The sequence below is a fragment of the Collimonas sp. genome, from assembly GCF_039923675.1.
Taxonomy (GTDB): Bacteria; Pseudomonadota; Gammaproteobacteria; order Burkholderiales; family Burkholderiaceae_D; genus Collimonas.
In genome coordinates, this window is sequence record NZ_JBDTCG010000017.1 from 133,688 (window position 1) to 151,164 (window position 17,477).

Annotated in this window: 16 protein-coding genes; 8 read left to right on the forward strand and 8 right to left on the reverse strand. The window is 59.5% G+C overall.

Going from position 1 to position 17,477, the window contains the following annotated elements:
• Positions 1-27 precede the first annotated feature (27 nt).
• The 5 genes from ABI171_RS04395 to ABI171_RS04415 all read right to left on the reverse strand — a co-directional run bounded on the left by ABI171_RS04395 (position 28) and on the right by ABI171_RS04415 (position 6,707).
• Positions 28-1,008 (reverse strand): acyltransferase, encoded by a 981-nt coding sequence (locus ABI171_RS04395; RefSeq protein ID WP_348091387.1) that lies wholly within the window; start codon positions 1,006-1,008, stop codon positions 28-30.
• A gap of 72 nt (positions 1,009-1,080) precedes the next feature.
• Positions 1,081-3,210 carry a DUF6311 domain-containing protein gene (locus tag ABI171_RS04400; protein ID WP_348091388.1) on the reverse strand — a complete coding sequence of 710 codons (2,130 nt, stop codon included), beginning with the start codon at positions 3,208-3,210 and terminating at the stop codon, positions 1,081-1,083.
• 129 nt (positions 3,211-3,339) lie between these two features.
• Positions 3,340-4,311: a glycosyltransferase family 2 protein gene (locus ABI171_RS04405; protein ID WP_348091389.1), complete on the reverse strand. Its 972-nt coding sequence runs from the start codon at positions 4,309-4,311 to the stop codon at positions 3,340-3,342.
• Between the two features lie 197 nt (positions 4,312-4,508).
• Entirely contained in the window at positions 4,509-5,558 is a 1,050-nt protein-coding gene (locus tag ABI171_RS04410; protein WP_348091490.1) for a type II asparaginase, read from the reverse strand.
• A gap of 297 nt (positions 5,559-5,855) precedes the next feature.
• Positions 5,856-6,707: a mechanosensitive ion channel domain-containing protein gene (locus tag ABI171_RS04415; RefSeq protein ID WP_348091390.1), complete on the reverse strand. Its 852-nt coding sequence runs from the start codon at positions 6,705-6,707 to the stop codon at positions 5,856-5,858.
• Positions 6,708-6,920: 213 nt separating this feature from the next.
• Between ABI171_RS04415 and ABI171_RS04420 the strand changes: the two genes are divergently transcribed.
• The 6 genes from ABI171_RS04420 (at position 6,921) to ABI171_RS04445 (ending at position 12,901) form a co-directional block, all read left to right on the forward strand.
• Positions 6,921-7,916 (forward strand): proline dehydrogenase family protein, encoded by a 996-nt coding sequence (locus tag ABI171_RS04420; RefSeq protein WP_348091391.1) that lies wholly within the window; start codon positions 6,921-6,923, stop codon positions 7,914-7,916.
• Positions 7,917-8,076: 160 nt separating this feature from the next.
• Positions 8,077-9,165 carry a histidinol-phosphate transaminase gene (hisC, locus tag ABI171_RS04425; RefSeq protein WP_348091392.1) on the forward strand — a complete coding sequence of 363 codons (1,089 nt, stop codon included), beginning with the start codon at positions 8,077-8,079 and terminating at the stop codon, positions 9,163-9,165.
• 93 nt (positions 9,166-9,258) lie between these two features.
• Complete coding sequence (locus ABI171_RS04430) at positions 9,259-10,410, forward strand: MFS transporter (RefSeq protein ID WP_348099220.1); 1,152 nt, start codon at positions 9,259-9,261, stop codon at positions 10,408-10,410.
• 164 nt (positions 10,411-10,574) lie between these two features.
• A complete protein-coding gene (locus ABI171_RS04435; protein WP_348091394.1) occupies positions 10,575-11,330 on the forward strand; it encodes an META and DUF4377 domain-containing protein in 756 nt (251 codons plus the stop codon).
• Positions 11,330-12,067 (forward strand): alpha/beta hydrolase, encoded by a 738-nt coding sequence (locus ABI171_RS04440; RefSeq protein ID WP_348091395.1) that lies wholly within the window; start codon positions 11,330-11,332, stop codon positions 12,065-12,067. The genes ABI171_RS04435 and ABI171_RS04440 overlap by 1 nt, the downstream gene beginning before the upstream one ends.
• Positions 12,068-12,079: 12 nt before the next feature.
• Positions 12,080-12,901, forward strand: coding sequence for an FkbM family methyltransferase (locus ABI171_RS04445; protein ID WP_348091396.1), 822 nt, complete (start codon positions 12,080-12,082; stop codon positions 12,899-12,901).
• Positions 12,902-12,956: 55 nt separating this feature from the next.
• Here the strand turns inward: ABI171_RS04445 and ABI171_RS04450 are convergent, their stop codons facing one another.
• The 3 genes from ABI171_RS04450 to ABI171_RS04460 form a co-directional block, all read right to left on the reverse strand.
• Positions 12,957-13,916: a nitronate monooxygenase family protein gene (locus ABI171_RS04450; RefSeq protein WP_348091397.1), complete on the reverse strand. Its 960-nt coding sequence runs from the start codon at positions 13,914-13,916 to the stop codon at positions 12,957-12,959.
• A 111-nt stretch (positions 13,917-14,027) separates the two neighbouring features.
• Positions 14,028-14,951, reverse strand: a complete 924-nt coding sequence (locus ABI171_RS04455) for an MBL fold metallo-hydrolase (protein ID WP_348091398.1) — start codon at positions 14,949-14,951, stop codon at positions 14,028-14,030.
• Positions 14,948-15,163 carry a DUF1289 domain-containing protein gene (locus ABI171_RS04460; protein WP_348091399.1) on the reverse strand — a complete coding sequence of 72 codons (216 nt, stop codon included), beginning with the start codon at positions 15,161-15,163 and terminating at the stop codon, positions 14,948-14,950. Before ABI171_RS04460 ends, ABI171_RS04455 begins: the two co-directional genes overlap by 4 nt.
• Before the next feature lie 98 nt (positions 15,164-15,261).
• On the opposite strand from ABI171_RS04460, the gene creB reads away from it, so the two are divergent.
• The gene (gene creB / locus ABI171_RS04465) at positions 15,262-15,966 is read left to right on the forward strand and encodes a two-component system response regulator CreB (protein WP_348091400.1); all 705 of its coding nucleotides are present in this window, start codon (positions 15,262-15,264) and stop codon (positions 15,964-15,966) included.
• Complete coding sequence (gene creC / locus ABI171_RS04470; protein ID WP_348091401.1) at positions 15,963-17,414, forward strand: two-component system sensor histidine kinase CreC; 1,452 nt, start codon at positions 15,963-15,965, stop codon at positions 17,412-17,414. Before creB ends, creC begins: the two co-directional genes overlap by 4 nt.
• Positions 17,415-17,477: the final 63 nt, after the last annotated feature.

Below are 17,477 nucleotides of genomic sequence, written 5' to 3' on the forward strand. Positions count from 1 at the left end.
TTGCGAGACAAAATTTGCTCTTCCCTGTCAGGTGCGCAGCTCGCCGCGTAAATCAATCGGAGCGGAACGCTTGCGCAAGACGTGCCGCAGGCGGATGACCGGCCGTTCCACCAGCAGGTAGGAGACGCAGGCCAGCGCTATCGAACTGGCGATCAGCGCATAGACATACCACCAGGAATAACCGCTGATGCCGATACCCTGGAATAGCCAGATAACGAAAAAGTGATTCAGGAAGACGCCGTAACTGAGATTGCCGGCCAGCTCTTCGATCCATCCGAAACTGAGCTTGGACAGCACCCATACCGCTGGCACGCCGAATACCAGGCCGGCCAGCACCTCGAAGGTAAATGGCAGTTGCCATCCGCGATGGATGACGACGCCGGCCAGCATGGCGCAGACCAGCAGGTAGGCGGCATACAAGCTGCGTTTGCCCGGTGTGCGGTAAATATAGCTGCCCAGGATGAACATGAACAGGGTTCCCGGCAGCATGCGGTAACCCCAGGTATCCGAATCCAGGATGCCGAGGTAAGCCAGCAGGAAAAACGCCAGCGATGCCACGAACACCGGGCCACGGACCTGGCAGACAACGACCAGCGGGATCACCAGATAGAATTGCGACTCCAGGCCGAGCGACCAGGCTTGAGGGATGATCTGGCAGTTGAGAAAATATTGAAAGAAATTCAGCGGCAGCATGATCACGTTCAACAGGATTTTCGGTAGCGTGACGTCGCCGATAAAAGGGGACGACGGCCTGGCGATTGTGATCAGCAGCAAGGTCAGGAAAAAATAAAACAGAAATTGCGGAAACAGCCGCATTGCACGGTCCAGGTAGAATTTGCCGATGCTGGAAAATTGGCGATAGTGTCGATCCAGCAAAGCGGTCATCACATAGCCGCTCAGGATGAAGAACGAGACCACGGCAAACACACCTATATTGCGGCCGTATACGGTAATGCCCAGATGCGAAAGCAAGACCGCGATGGCAAGAAGCAGCCGGTAAATTCCCATTTCAACTTCCCAAAGTTACGCCTGATTAGTCGGCATCCCATGTATCCCGCAAGCAGGCTCCGGAACCCGGCATCAGCGGATTGTCATCGATACAGCGCCCAACCCCAAAGTTCGCATGTCCGTGCTCTCCCGCACCTGCAGCGGCGATATTGGTTCGGCAATGCTAAATATAATCAACAACTCGCCATGGTTTTTCGCGACCAGTTCCGTGGGAATACGAAGACTTTGCACGCTTTGATTATCCTTTGCGGTGTAACGCAATTCCCCCACGTGCTGACCGTTCACTGCAACCTGTATGGTCTGCCGCGGGTGCTCCGGCGGGACGTAAGAATGGCCGGAAACTTCAAGCGTCAATTCGGCCGGAATCGTTCCTGAAATACCGAGCCGCATCGCGGCCAGATAGGTATTGGTCCAGCTCCCCCATACCTCCGGCCCGACCCAGCCGCCGGCGAGATAAGGAGCTGCATTGCCGCCGCTGCGAAAATCGATCGCTGTGCCAAGCGTGTATTGCAGCGGCGGCGAAGGCTGCACCGGAGGGGCCGCAAAATGCAATTGCTGACATTCCCGACAATCCTTCCAACCGGGCGCCAGTACCCGGTAACCGTCGAATGCACCTAGAAAGTCGCCTGGCTGCGCGCTACGCTTCGCCTGTTCCCAGAACGCGACGGAAAGCGGATCTTCATGGAAGACATATAAGGTGTGCGGATCGTAATTACCGCCGAACACCATCTCGCTGGTTTGCTGCTGCAGTGCGAGCAGCTTGTTCTTGTCCATGCGGGCAAAGTAGCCGTGGTTGATCGATAGATCATGCTCCGATGCAAACAGGGCAATCGGGAAATAATCATAGGCATAGGCGCTAGGCATCACAATCGCAATCCGGTGATAATTCTTGGGCAGGTGTTTCCAGAAATCGGATTGCAATGGCGACGTCCATTGATAATCGCGCAAGCCTTTACGGATATTCTGGGTGGCCTCGTTGCCATCGACCAGCTGGAGAAGCAGTAGCGCGCCGAGCAGGCATGGCAGCCATTTCCTGCCGATCAGCTTGAAAGCGACACAGAATACAGCGATATAAATCAAGTAAAACACCGGCCAGAACATGCGTCCCGCAACCCTGAATACGCCAAAAAAACGTTCCAGCACGGACGGCAAATGGTAGACCAGGATATCGTGGGTCCCCCATCCGATAAATGCCGTCAAGGCCTGCAAAGTCAGGATCAACGCAGCGGCAAGCAAAGGAAGAAGGGTCCACCAGCGCCAGGTCAATGTTGCCCGCCGCTTCTTGGAAATGAGTAAGGCTGCCAGCACAATCGCCAGCAATGCCAGCATCCCGCTGCCCAGATAGCTGAGTCCCTCGTATTCGCCGCCGCTTCGCGGCAATTCAGGAAGAATCGACGACCACCAGGATCCCGCATCGATCAGTCCAAGCAGGCTCATGCGAAAATAACCACCGACCGGCGTGCTCAGGCCATCGTGCAGCATGAAATAGCCGGCAAGCCACATGCTCAGCGCCAGACACGCGGCAACCACCAGCCCATGCACAGCCAACGCCCCACATGAGATTTGTTTTTTCAAACCTCGCTGCAATACGTCGGCGACCCAAATAGCCAGCACCATGGCCAACAGATAGGCATGGGTCAAAGACGCAACGCACAGCAACACCAGCCAGGCGCGCCTGCGCAATTGATCATTGAAATACAGATACAGCGCCGCCAGGATCAACCAATGCGCCGACAAGGCATCGGACTCGAGAAAAATACGCCACCACAATGGCGGCGCGACAACGAAAAATGCTGTCGCCAGTAAAACTGTAAGGCGATCCGCTGAAAACAGCGATAGCAACTTGTAGGCAAAAACGCCTTGCAGCATCACCGTGAGCGCCAGCCAGATACCGATATATTGAAATGGCTCCGGCAGCAAGGCCGTAAACGGTTTGAAAAGGAAGGCAAATAGCGGCGTCGAATCGGTGAACACAATCGAACTGCCCAAGGTCTCGCCATATTTCCAATTCGCGCCCGGCGGAAATTGCAGCAATGGTGTGTGCCGGAAAAAATTCCAGCCGAGAAAATGCTGGCCGAAATCTCCACGCATCAGCCAGTCAGTGGACGTCGGCGAAACGATGGCGCCACCGCCGGTGTAGTACAAAAAGGCGGCTATGCCTATCAACGCCGCCCAGATAACCGGAGGAATTTTTCTCATCATTGTGTTCGGAATATTTGGATGCGATATCTTGATACGGACATGTCGAACCGAACGTCCAGAGCATTGACGGAATAAGTCGGCACCGACAGCAGCGTAGTCAAGAACCGCCCCCTTAGACGCAGCATGGTCCTAATTTTTTATTTTTTGATAACGGCGGCGCACCAGATAGATCGGCCGGCCCTTGGATTCCAGATAGGTGCGGCCCATGTATTCGCCGAGAACGCCGATGCCGATCAACTGTATGCCGCCCAGAAAAAGCACCACCGTAAGGATGGATGCATAGCCGGGCATGTCGATGCCGTGGATCAGCGTTTTGAAAATGATCACCAGGCCGTAGATAAATGCGAACAGTGAAATCGCCGAGCCGAAATAGGTCCACCAGCGCAGGGGCACGGTACTGAAGCTGGTGATGCCCTCCAGGGCAAAATTCCATAAACGCCAGCCAGAGAACTTCGATTCTCCCGCACTACGGGCTTCGCGCGCGTACTCCACCGTGGCGGTCTTGTAGCCAACCCAGGCAAACAATCCCTTCATGAAGCGCCGATTCTCCGGCAACTGCTTGAGCGATTCCAGCACCTGGCGATCGATCAGGCGGAAATCGCCGACATTCTCCGGTAGCTTGATGTCCGAGACCGCGTTATAGAGCCGGTAGAACAGACTGGCGGTCTTGCGTTTCATGTAGGAATCGGTATCGCGGTTGATGCGCTTGGCCAGCACCACTTCGTAGCCGTTCTGCCACTGCTCGATCAGGCGCGGAATCAGTTCGGGGGGATCCTGCAGGTCGGCATCGATGGGAATCACGGCATCGCCCAGCGACTCGTTGAGGCCGGCGGTCAGGGCCGCCTCCTTGCCAAAATTGCGCGACAGGTCAATCACCTTGATGCGGCGGTCCTGGTCGGCGGCGGCGATCAGCAGCGCCAAAGTATCATCGGTGCTGCCGTCGTTGACGCACACGATTTCACAATCAAACCGATCCAGCGCAGCCAGAACCGGCGCTATCCGCTGGAAAAAATACGCAACGGCTGAACTCTCGTTATAGAAGGGTACCACTAGCGATAGTAGTGGCTTGCCGGGCGTTTGATCGAGTGGATTCACAGGCATTGCTTTGGTAGGTTTATCGCTGAAGCGTCAGCTATCTTAGCATCATTCCGGAGAGAAACAGCGTGAAACTGTTGTTCCTGCTGCAAGATATCATTCTGCTTTGCAAGCTGAACAAATGGTAAAAACGTATGACAAAAAAGCCAGCTAAATCATCAGCTGGCTTTTTGCTCTCCGGATCGCACCAACCTGCTGCGTGATCAGTAGGTATAGAACATGCGCTGGATTTCTTTGGTGTTGTTGGTCTTGGTCAGCGCCAGCATCAGCAGGATACGGGCCTTTTGCGCGTTCAGCGTATCGGCCACCACGAAGTCCAGTTGGTCATCGTTGGCTTCGCCATTGCGGGCGACGATGCCTTGGCCGACGCGGCTGGCGCGGACGATGATCACGCCCTTCTTGCGCGCCTCGACCAGCGGCGTTTTCATTTGCGCCGCGACGCTGCCGTCGCCGACGCCGGCCTGGATGATGCCCTTGGCGCCGGAAGCGACTTGCGCATCAAGCGCGGCGCGGGTCATATTGGCGTAACCATAGATGATGTCAACTTGCGGCAGCACGTCCAGGTTGCTGACGTCGAATTCGGTATCGACGGTGTTTTTGCGGGTCGACTGGCGATAGAAGTAAGCCTTGTTGCCCTGGATGTAACCCAGCATGCCCAGTTCCGGCGACTTGAAGGTGTCGGTGGTCGAGGTGTTGGTCTTGGTCACTTCGCGCGCGGCGTTGATCTGGTCGTTCAGCGATACCAGCACGCCCTTGCCGATGGCATCCTTGCTGCCGGCCAGCAGGACCGCGTTGTACAGGTTGATCGGGCCGTCGGCCGAGATCGCGGTCGATGGCCGCATGGCGCCGACGATCACGACTGGCTTGCGGCTCTTGACTGTCAGGTCGAGGAAGTAAGCGGTTTCTTCGATCGTATCGGTACCGTGGGTGATGACGATGCCATCCACATCCGGTTGCGCCAGCAAGGCATTGACGCGCTTGGCCAGCTTCAGCCAGTGGTCGTTGGTCATGCTTTCGCTGGCGATCTGGAATACTTGCTCGCCCTTGACGTTGGCGACCTTCTTCAACTCAGGAACCGCCGCGATCAACTTTTCCACGCCTACGGTAGCCGAAGTGTAGCCGACGGTGGTGGTGCTGTCGGCGCCGGTGCCGGCGATGGTGCCGCCGGTCGCCAGGATCACGACATTAGGTAGTTTGGCTTGGGTGTCTTGCGCCTGCGCCGCCGAAGTGGATAGCAACAAGGCGCCGAACATCATCAGCGCGTAGGATTGAAAACTGCGCAGCGTAGGTTTGCGGGTAAACATAAATCTCCTGATTTTGTGAATAATTGTGGACCACAGCCAAAGCTGGAAAACGGTCACGCGACAGTTCTTCATTCTGCAATGCGCCGTCGCGCAGCGAAACTGTAACGGAAAGCTGGTGCGCCACCTATGCCAACTATGCATAGGATTATGCATATTCATTATAGACATCGCAGACCAGCAATTTTATTATCAAAAAGAAAATCTGACCAGTATCAGCAACAGGTCTCGCAGCAACTAGCAGGCAACTTAGCCGGCAATCCCGGCTTCCGCTTCGCGCCTGACCAGCAACTCACGCGTAGGAAACGGAATCGAGCAATTCACCGCCGCCAAGGTGGCTTGCACGTTTTGTGCCAACGACCAGCGCACCGCCCAGTATTCCGAGGTGGTGGTCCAGGCGCGCATGTTCAGCATGACTGCGCTTTCGGCATGGTCGGTGACCACTACCAGCGGCGCCGGCGTCGCCAGGATCCGCTCGTCCGCCAGCAGCAGCTTTTGCAGTGCCGCGATCGCCACCGCAGGTTCATCCTTGTAGTTGATGCCGATCGGCATGTCGATGCGGCGCGTATTGTTGCGGCTGAAGTTTGTCAGCGCACTGTTCCAGAGCTGGTTGTTGGGCGCAAACAGGCAGATGCCGTCGGCCTTGGTCAGCTTGGTGGCAAACAGGCCGATTTCATCGACAGTGCCTTCGATGCTGCCGTTGGAGATGTATTCGCCAACCTGGAACGGCCGCAAGAACAGCAGCATCATGCCGGCCGCGATGTTTTGCAAGGTGCCCTGCAAAGCCAGGCCGATGGCCAGGCCGGCGGCGCCGAGGATGGCGACGATACTCGCGGTCTGCACCCCGAACTGCCCCAGCACCGCGACCAGCGTCACCAGCCGCACTATCCACAGCAGCACGCTGCGCAGCACCGGACGCAAGGTGGCGTCAAGGCTGGCGCGGATCATGACGCGGTCGAGCGCATTGGCGAAACGCGACGACAGCCACCAGCCGACGGCCAGCGTGAAAATGGCGAGTACGGCGTTCAGGCCATAGTGCAAGGATGACTCAAGAAGGAAATTCCAGATAGAGGTCAGTTGATTGACGGCTAATATATTCAAGGGCAGCTCCTGTTGCTTGTATGAAAATGCGCGAACCGGGTCCGCAGATGTAGCCCGCTATGTTACCAGTTGTCTCTCGGATAACCTCTCGGACCTGCCGCACCGCACTCGCATCCTTGGTCTTTCCTTTATACTCGGACAAGCATGCATCCCGATTCATCGCAGCAGAATGACGCCCAGCAATCCCTTATAGTTCCTGAAGGAAAGCACATCATGGTGACACCGACAAGCTCATTCGGCGCGCAGACAACGTCTCAGGCTCTGCCTTTGCTGGCGGCCGACGCCTTGCGAAAAATCGCGCGCGATGAAAAACTCAAGGCGAGTGTAGAAAACGACCCGCTCCTGTCAGTCATTTTCAAACGCGCCGCCGAACGCTACATAGGTGGCAGCACTTTGCCGGAATGTATCCGCACCATCAGGCAAATCAATGCGCAGGGTCACGCCGCGAGCGCCGACTATATGGGGGAAAGCACCCGCGACGAGGCCAAGGCCGCGATCGAGACGGCGCATTTCCTGGAACTGGTCGCAGCGATCAAGGCGCATGCGCTGAACTGCACGATTTCGCTCGATCTGTCGCATATCGGCCTGGCGGTCGATCCGGCGCTGGGTATCGCCAACGCCGCCAGGATCGCGATAGCCGCACGCGCCATCGGCCGCGAAGTGATCATCAGCATGGAAGGCTCGGAACGCACCGACGCCATCCTGGCCGCACATGCCGAACTTTGCCGCCAGTTCGACCACGTAGGCATCACCTTGCAGGCGCGCCGCCTGCGCACCGGCGCCGATCTGCAAAACGCCTTGCAACAGCCCGGCAAGATCCGCCTGGTCAAGGGCGCTTACGATGAACCGGAGACGCTGGCCCACCCGCGGGGAAGCGAAGGCTTGAGCGTCGCTTATCGCCAGCATGCGGAAACGCTGCTGGCCAGCGGCCATGCCTGCTCGATCGGCACCCAGGACCGCCAGCAACTGGAATGGGCGCACGCCTTCATCCGGCAGCAAGGCCTGGCGACGGATCATATCGAATTCGAGACCCTGCTCGGGCTGGGCGCGGCGCCGGCGGCGCAGATGCGCGACCTGGGTTACGCCACGCGGCAATACATCGTCTACGGCAGGGAATGGTTCATGTATGTCTGCCACCGGATTGCGGAAGATCCGCAACGGCTGTTCCAGGCCTTGATCGACGTTGTGCACGGCCCTGATCAGCCGTAACCCTAGGATAGCCGGGCCCGGAGGCAACACACAGCACCGGCAAACCACTAAAACCCGCCTGGCGCAGCCGGGTTTGCTACCATATGGCTGATTCGCCATGCCTCGAGCGCATGGCGCAGTTCCCACTTACGTTCTTTAGCCACTGCATTCAGTCACCATCATGAGCAAATTCTGGAGTCCCATCGTCAGCCGCCTGACGCCTTACACCCCCGGCGAACAACCCAAGCTGAGCAAGCTGGTCAAGCTCAACACCAATGAGAATCCGTACGGACCGTCGCCGCTGGCGCTGGCGGCGATTGCCGCCGAGGCGGGCGACAGCCTGCGGCTGTACCCTGATCCGGAAGCCGATGCGCTGAAGCGGGCGCTGGCGGAGCAAAATGCCGCCCATGGCATCACTACCGCCCATGTGTTCGTCGGCAACGGCTCCGACGAAGTGCTGGCGCATGCCTTCCAGGCCTTGCTGCAGCATGAAGAGGCGATCCTGTTCCCGGACATCAGCTACAGTTTTTATCCGACCTATTGCGGTCTGTACCAGGTGGCCCACCGCACCGTGCCGCTGGCCGCCGATTTCACCTTGCGCGTCGACGATTATCTGAATACCCCGGCCGGCGGCGTCATCTTTCCGAATCCGAATGCCCCTACCGGTTGCTTGTTGCCATTGTCCGAAGTCGAACGGCTGGTGGCGGGACAACCCGATTGCGTGGTGATCGTCGATGAAGCCTATGTCGATTTCGGCGGCGACAGCGCGATTCCGCTGGTGGCGCGCTATCCCAATCTGCTGGTGGTGCAGACGCTGTCCAAATCGCGTTCGCTGGCCGGTCTGCGGGTCGGCTTTGCGATCGGCCATCCAGACCTGATCACGGCGCTGGAGCGGGTCAAGAACAGCTTCAATTCCTATCCGCTGGACCGCATGGCGATCGCCGGCGCCACTGCTGCGATCAAGGACCAGGCACACTTCGACCGTACCCGGCAGGCAGTGATGGCCAGCCGCGAGCAAATGGTGGCGGGACTGGCCGCGCTCGGCTTCGAAGTGCTGCCATCGGCCGCCAACTTCGTCTTCGCCCGCCATCCACGCCATGACGCCGCCAGGCTGGCAGCCACTCTGCGTGGCGACGGCATCATCGTGCGCCATTTCAGCAGCGCCCGGATTGCCCAGTTCTTGCGCATCACGGTCGGCACGGATGACGCTTGCCAGGCCTTGCTGGACGCTTTGCAATTGCATCTGAAAACCTTGCCTGCCGATTTTTGATCCCGCAGCGGCGTGGCCGGATTTTCCCGGCTGCGCTGATTTCACAATCCGCACCGCCTGATCCTGTAGCGGCAGTGCCTTTTTCATCACCTAATGTCCAACTCAATCGCACCACCTCTTGCCACTGACACGCGCATGCGCCGGGTAGCCCTGCCGCTCCTGTTCTTGCTGGTAGGCGTGATCTTCGCCAGCTGGGTCTCGCGCATCCCTGCGCTGCGCGATCATCTGCAACTGGATCCGGCCAGCCTCAGCCTGTTCTTGCTGGGCGGCGGCATCGGCGCCGTCAGCTCGTTTCCGTTGGCCGCCTGGCTGGTGGGCCATTACGGTGCGCGCCGCGCCTGCTGGTATGCCGGCGTGGCCTTGCTGCTGACCATCCCGTGCCTGGCGCTGGCGCCCAGCCTGCCAATACTGATGCTGGCGATGCTCTGCCTCGGAGTCTGCTCCAGCTGCTTCAATGTCGCGATCAACACGCTCGGCGCCGAAGCCGAAAAAGTCGCCGGCCGTTCGATCATGTCGCAACTGCACGCCTGGTATTGCGTCGGCACGCTGTGCGGCGCCCTGCTCGGCAGCGCCATCGCGGGCATGGGCATTGGCCCCCTGCTGCATTTTTGCGTGGTTGCCATTTGCGCACTGATTCCACTGCGCCTTTGCTATCGCAGCTTGCCTAACGACCGGCCGCAATACATCGCCGGCAAGAAGCATTTTGCGATGCCGCACGGTCCCCTTATCGCGCTCGGCGCGGTGGCTTTTGGCGGCGCCATTGTCGAAGGTTCGGTGGCCGACTGGAGCGGGGTTTACCTGAAAGACCAATTGTTCGCCAGCGATGGCGTGGCGCCGCTCGCCTTCGCTTTCTTTTCGGGCATGATGTTGCTGACCAGGATAGTCGGCGACAAGCTGAAGGAAGCCTTCGGCGCCCGCCGCATAGTCGCCAGCGGCGCCGCAGCGGCCGGGATCGGCATGCTGATTGCCCTGGTCGCCAGCGACATCCCGCTCGCCATCGCCGGCTTCGCGCTGACCGGTGTCGGCGTCGCCACGGTGTTTCCATTCCTCTTCAGCGCCGCCGGCCGGCATGGTCCGACGGCGCTGGCCGGCGTCACCACCATGGGTTATACCGGCGGCCTGATCGGTCCGCCCGCCATCGGCTTTATCGCGCATGGCTTCGGGCTGACGGCGGCGCTGTCCATGGTCGGGGTGCTGTGCGCGGCGGTGGCGGTGGCGGCCAGCCGCGCCAAATGGCTTGAGTAAATATCATTAAGAGGCTGTTGCAAAATTAAGATGGCTAGGCGCGCCGACGAAGACAGTACGAGTAGTACGGCTAGGAGGTGCAACAACGCCAGGTTAATTTTGCAACAGCCTCTAAGTTAGAATAGGTGCTTGCGTTTGTACGCCCCCTTGAACATGGAATCCATATGACGCTTGTCACAACTTCTTTTCTGTCACGTTCCCTGTTCCGCTGCCTGGCCATGAGCGCCGCGGTCGGCTTTACCCTGGCGGCTTGCGCCGGCGCGCCGTCCAATCCGGTCGCGAGCAATGATCCTGCGCTGTCGGCATCGCGCTGGGAACTGACCAGCTGGACCGGCCATACGGTGCCGCACGGCGACAATGGCGAACCGGTAATCCTGAATTTCAATGTACAGAACGGCTTGGGAAGAGTCAGCGGCCGCGCCGGCTGCAACCAGTTTTCAGCGCCCTATTCGGTACGCGCCGCAGGCCGGCTCAGCATCGTCGAAGCAGTGACGACCCGCATGGCTTGCCCGCCGCCGGCGATGCATTTCGAAGCCGATTTCCTCGACAAGCTGCAAGCGGTCAATCACTACCAGATTGCCGGTCCGGTGCTGGAAATGCAAACCCTGGACGGCCAGACGCTCAGCTTCTACGCCCGCGAAAAACCGAGCGCTTCGGCCAAAATCAAGTTCGTCTACGTGGCCGCGCAAAAAGCGCCTTGCAGCGCCGGCGTGATGCGCACCACCTGCCTGCAGATCCGCGAGCGCAAGGAAGATCCGTGGCAGCTCTGGTATGGCAATATCGAAGGCTTCCATTTCGAGCCCGGCATCGGTTATCGGTTGCGCATCCTGGAAGAGCCGGTTGTCAATCCTCCCGCCGACGCCAGCTCGATCAAATGGACTCTCGACATGATCGTAGAACAGGAAGTGGTCAAGAAATAATGGCGTCAACAGCGAACAATAATGATCAGCAGCAACTGTTGCTGCTACCCGGCTTCATGCTGGATCAGACACTGTGGGACGACATGCGCGACGGCTTGCAGCAACTGGGCCGGCTGCACTTCGGCGATCTCGGCCAGGATGAGTCGATCAGCGCGATGGCGACGCGGGTGCTGCAACTGGCGCCGCCACGGTTTGTCCTGATCGGCTTCTCGATGGGCGGCTATGTGGCGCAAGCCATCATGCAGCAGGCGCCTGAGCGGGTGATTTCCCTGGCGCTGCTGAACACCTCGGCGCGCCAGCAGAATCCGCGTGAAATTGCCGGCAACAAGGTACAGCTGGAACTGGCCCGGCAAGTGCCTTTCAAAGGTTTGACCAGCCGTGCGCTGGCCTCTTCGCTACATCCTGACCTGGCGCACGACCGTACCCTGCTGGACCGCTTGCAAGCGATGGCGCTACGCAACGGCAAGGAAGTCTTTATCCGCCAGTTGTCTGCCTTGCGCAGCGACGGCTATGCCGAGCTACAGGAAATCCGGTGCCCGACGCTGATCGTCGCCAGCAGCAACGACCAGCTCAGCAGCGTCGCTGAGTCCCGGCAGATGCTGGATCAGATTTCAACTGCCGAGATGGTGGTGATTGAAAACTGCGGGCATATGACGCCGATGGAAAAACCGGTAGAGTTGCTGCACATTCTGTCCGAATGGATAGGAAAGCTTGATGAAGATGTAACGCCACCTTAAGGATTACCCGCCATGTCTTTTCCACTTCGCCCTATCGCCTTTGTCTTGGCCGCATCCAATCACGGCAGCATGATCGTGAACCGCAATGACCATCACACCTTCAGCGAAGGTGGCGGCTACGGGGTCGGTTATCAGATCCTCAGCAATTCAAGCTTTGACGCCGGCGAGATAGGATTCGCGCTGGCGTTGCTCACCTGCCGACGCCGTCATTTCGGTGACGGCGTTGTCGCCATCGACGGCGGCGCGAATATCGGCGTGCATACGATTGAATGGGCGCGCCACATGCATGGCTGGGGCCGGGTAACCGCCTTCGAAGCACAGGAGGTCGTGTTCTATGCCCTGGCAGGCAATGTGGTCTTGAACAATTGCCTGAACGCGCGGGTGAAACTGTCCGCTCTCGGCGAAGTGTGCGGTGAATTGATGGTTCCGCAGCCGGATTACCTCAAACCTGCCAGTTTCGGCAGCCTGGAGCTGCGCCAGCGCTCCAATACCGAATTCATCGGCCAACAGGTTTCCTACGATAGTGCGGCCGGCGCGGCGGTGCCGATGGTCACGCTGGATTCTTTGGGACTGGAACGGCTGGACCTGGTAAAACTGGATGTGGAGGGAATGGAACTGGACGTGTTGCGCGGAGCCCGTTCGGTCATAGAGAAATGCCGGCCGGCGATGATCATCGAGGTCCTCAAGTCTGATCCGGCGGCCATCGAAGCCTTCCTCAAAGAACTTGGCTATCGGTTGTTCCCGGCTGGCCTGAACACCATTGCGGTGCATGCAAGCGACCCGACGCTGGCGCATATTTCAGTGACAGATGGCCAGGTGCTGTTGACCGCTTGAGGACCTGGCTTTCATCGGATCAGACTGAACCAGCCTGATCCGCTTTCAATAAAGCCTACAGCGCCAGACGTTTGCGCGCCGCCTGGTATTCGGTCTGCAGGCGATCCACCATCTGCGCCACGCTCGGCACGTCATCCATCAAGCCCACGCCCTGGCCGGCGCCCCAGATATCGCGCCAGGCCTTGGCGCCGGTGCCGCCGGAACCGAAATTCATCTTTGATTTGTCCGCTTCCGGCAGGTTGTCAGGATCGAGGCCGGCATTGACGATGGATTTTTTCAGGTAGTTGCCATGCACGCCGGTGAACAGGTTGGTGTACACCACGTCAGCCGCGGTCGATTCCACTATCGCCTGGCGATAGGCATCGTCGACGTGCGCTTCCTTGGTCGCCAGCCAGCGCGAGCCGATATAGGCAAAATCCGCGCCCATGGCTTGCGCTGCAAGGATCGCATCGCCGGTGGCGATGGCGCCCGACAAGGCGATCACGCCCTTGAAGAACTTGCGTACTTCGCCCACCAGCGCAAACGGCGACAGCGGTCCGGCGTGGCCGCCGGCGCCGGCCGCCACCAGGATCAAGCCGTCGACGCCCGCTTCCAGCGCCTTTTGCGCATGGCGGATAGAAATCACATCATGCAGCACGATACCGCCATAACCGTGGATCGCATCCATCATTTCCGGCGGCGGCGCGCGCAGGCTGGAGATGATGATCGGCACCTTGTGTTTGACGCAGACGGCGACGTCGTGCGCCAGCCGGTCATTCGATTGATGGACGATCTGGTTGACCGCGATCGGCCCTACCTTGGCATTCGGATGCTCGGCCTGATAGACGGCGAGCTCGGCCTGCAGGTCGGTCAGCCAGACATCCAGCAATTCGGCCGGACGGGCGTTAAGCGCCGGAAACGAGCCGACGATGCCCGCCTTGCATTGCGCGGCCACCAGGGCCGGACCGCTGGCGATGAACATCGGCGAACCGATGACGGGAAGGCTCAGGTTTTGCAACGCAGCTGGCAGTGCCATAACAACCTCTTGAATTGGGAATGGAGTCCTTGATTATAGGGGGAAGCCCGGAATAAAAAGTACGATCGTGCTAGATTTTGTCCTCTAAACCGAGTCATCGGCCATGGCGCTTTATTGACTATTTAACAAATAACCGTCTCGTACTTCCGCCGCCCCGGCGCGCACCAGTTGGGCGACGGTCCATTCGGCCAGCTCCGCTTCGCTGCTCTGCAGATAAAGCCGGTTGGCGGCCGCTACCAAAGGTAAGCCGGAAAGCAGCTGCGCGACATCCGCCAGCCTGATCCGTTGTCGTTCCAGCAGCAGGAATTTGAGCAAGACCTTGATCGCATTGCGGGCATTGCGTTGCGGATCGGCGGCCAGATAGGCGAGCCGTGAAAACGCGGTATCGAGCGCAGCGGCGACGCCGGTGAACGGACTACCGTGGCCTGGAATCACCAGCCTGACGTCCAGCTTGGCGATCAACTCCAGCGTTGCCTGCGCCTCGGCAAAACCCGAGCCGGAGTCGCCGTCAAGCTCCGGGAAAATTACCCCAAAGCCGCTCTCCCACAAGGCATCGGCGGAAATCAGGATGGCCTGCTCGGGACAATAAAAAATCAGCGAATGCGGATCGTGGCCGGCGGCCGCCAGCACTTGCCATTCCAGGTCGCCGAGAGTCAGCAGATCGCCCGCTTGCAAGGTATCGTCAAAACTGAAAGGCGCGCATTGCTGCCCGGTGCCGTTGTAGGTCAGCGCATCCCCGTCCCAATCTTGCACTTGTCCGGCCTGTCCCGCCGGAATCGAGGTGCGGCAGGCATAAGCCTGCTGCAAGGCAGCGTTGCCGCCGCAATGGTCGGAATGCAGGTGGGTGTTCAGCAAACGGTCCAGCGGCCGGCCCTGCAAGCCATGCGCCACCAGCGCCAGGGTTTGCGGCGCATGCGTGACATAGCCGCTGTCGACCAGCGCGGTTTGCCCGCTGCCGAGAAACAGGATGTTGTTGGAAGACAGCCAGCCGCGTTCCAACACCCGCATGGTCGATGGCAATGACGGCGCGCTCATGAAGCCCCGCGCCGTTGCAAGATCAATTGCCAGATCGTCCGCTTTTGCGCGTCGCTGGCGCCGCCCCACAGCGCGATTTCATCCAGGGTGCGCTGGCAGCCGTCGCACAAGCCGCTCTCCGCATTCATCACGCAGACGTTGATGCACGGCGAGGCGCCATAGTCCAGCGGTTGCAGCATGGCGATGGCAGTCTTGGTTTGCAGGTTTTTCACTATGTCTCTGATTATGCTGTTGATTGTGTCATTTTTCCTGCTTATCCCGCTTGTCCCTATAATAAGCGACATCCCAGCCCTCCATAGCGATCATCTGCATGCTGAATATTCTACTGGCCGAAGACGAAAGCGCGATCGCCGACACGGTCATCTATGCGCTTGGCAGCGAAGGCTTCCAGGTCCATCACTGCCTGCTCGGCAGCGCCGCCTTGCAACAGGCCCGTAGCGGCCGGTTCGACCTGGCGGTGCTGGATGTCGGCCTGCCGGACATGAGCGGTTTCGACGTCTGCCGCGCGCTGCGCAAGTTTTCATCGCTGCCGGTAATTTTCCTGACCGCGCGCGGCGGCGAGATCGATCGTCTGATCGGCCTTGAGATCGGCGCCGACGACTACATGGTCAAGCCGTTTTCGCCGCGCGAGCTGGCGGCCCGCATCCGGGTCGTGCTGCGCCGGCTGGGCCATGCGCCAGCGGCCGAAGCCGGCGCAGCAACAGCTGCAGCCGGCGCCTTGGGTGCTTTTGAAGTGGACCAGGCCGGCATGCGGATCCGCTACGCCGGGCAGACCTTGCAATTGACACGCTATGAGTACCTGCTGCTGAAGATGTTGCTGAGCCGGCCGGGTGGCATTTTCACTCGCAACCAGTTGATGGACTCGATCTGGCACGATGCGCCCGACAGCACCGACCGCACCGTCGATACCCATGTCAAAACCCTGCGCATCAAGCTGAAAGCCGTGACTCCCGCAGCCGATCCGATCCATACCCATCGCGGCCTCGGCTATTCGCTGGAACTCGCTGCAACATGAAGCTCGGCGTCCGCATCCTGCTCGGCTACTTCCTGATCGTCGGCCTGGCTGGCGTCTTTATCCAACGCGTGTTCCTGGCGGAAGTGAAGCCGGCGGTGCGGCAAGCGATGGAGGATACGCTGGTCGACACCGCCAATATCCTGGCCGAGCTGGCCGCCGACGACATGAAGCAGAACCACATCGCCGACGGCAACTTCGCCAGCCGCGTGCGCGAATACGCGCATCGCGACATCAACGCCAAGATCTGGAGCTTCCGCAAGACCACGCTGGATTACCGCATCTACGTCACCGATCTCAAGGGCATCGTGCTGTTCGATTCCACCGGCCGCGCGGTCGGCCAGGACTACTCGCGCCGCAACGATGTTTACCTGACCTTGCAAGGCAGCTACGGCGTGCGCTCGACGCGCGACGTCGACAGCGATGAACGCAGCACCGTGATGCATGTGGCAGCGCCGATCATCGACGATGGCAAGATGATCGGCGTATTGACCGTAGCCAAGCCCAACAACACCTTGCAGCCGGCGATTTCGCAAAGCGAAAGAACCATCCTGCGCTGGGGCGGCTTGCTGCTGTTCCTGTCGCTCGCGGTGGGGCTCGCCGTTACCTTGTGGATCAGCCGCTCGCTAGGCGCCTTGCAACGTTATGCGCGTGCAGTGACTGCCGGCGAACGCGCCCAGCCGCCGGCCAACGGGGCAAGCGAAATCGTCGAACTGGGCCAGGCGCTGGAATCGATGCGGCAAAAACTGGAAGGAAAGCAGTACGTCGAACAATACATCCACAGCCTGACGCACGAAATGAAAAGCCCGCTGGCGGCAATCCAAGGCGCGGCGGAATTGCTCGATGAAGATTTGCCCGATGCCCAGCGCCGGCGCTTCGCCCACAACATCCGCAGCCAGTCGCAGCGGCTGGCGGAATTGATAGAAAAAATGCTGGCGCTGGCGGCCATCGAGCACAGGCAGGCATTGGACAATGTCGTCGCCATCGATCTCGGCGGCTTGCTGGATGAAGTGGTCAATCTGCTGGAACCGCGCTTGCAAAAGGCAGGCTTGCGCATCCACATCGGCAGGTCACAGCTAGGACCCAAGGCGCAGCCGAAGATCCGCGGCGAGGTATTTCTGCTGCGCCAGGCGCTGATCAACCTGCTTGAGAACGCTATCGATTTCTCGCCGGCGGGTAGCGTGATTACGCTACAGACGGATTTCTCGACCCCGGGAATCGTCAAACTGTCGGTGCTGGACGACGGCCCCGGCATTCCATCCTATGCGTTGAGCCGCGTATTCGAGCGCTTTTATTCCCTGCCGCGGCCGGACAGCAACGAAAAAAGCACCGGCCTCGGCCTCTGTTTCGTGCAGCAGGTAGCGCAGCTGCATCACGGCCGGATCGGCCTGCACAACCGCGGCGAAGGTGGCGTCGAAGCACAATTGTCGCTGCCGGCGGACTCCTCCTGACTCTGCGCCTGATTCTGCGCCCGGCTCAACTTCACACTCGCTTCACATTGCCGCCACAGCGGC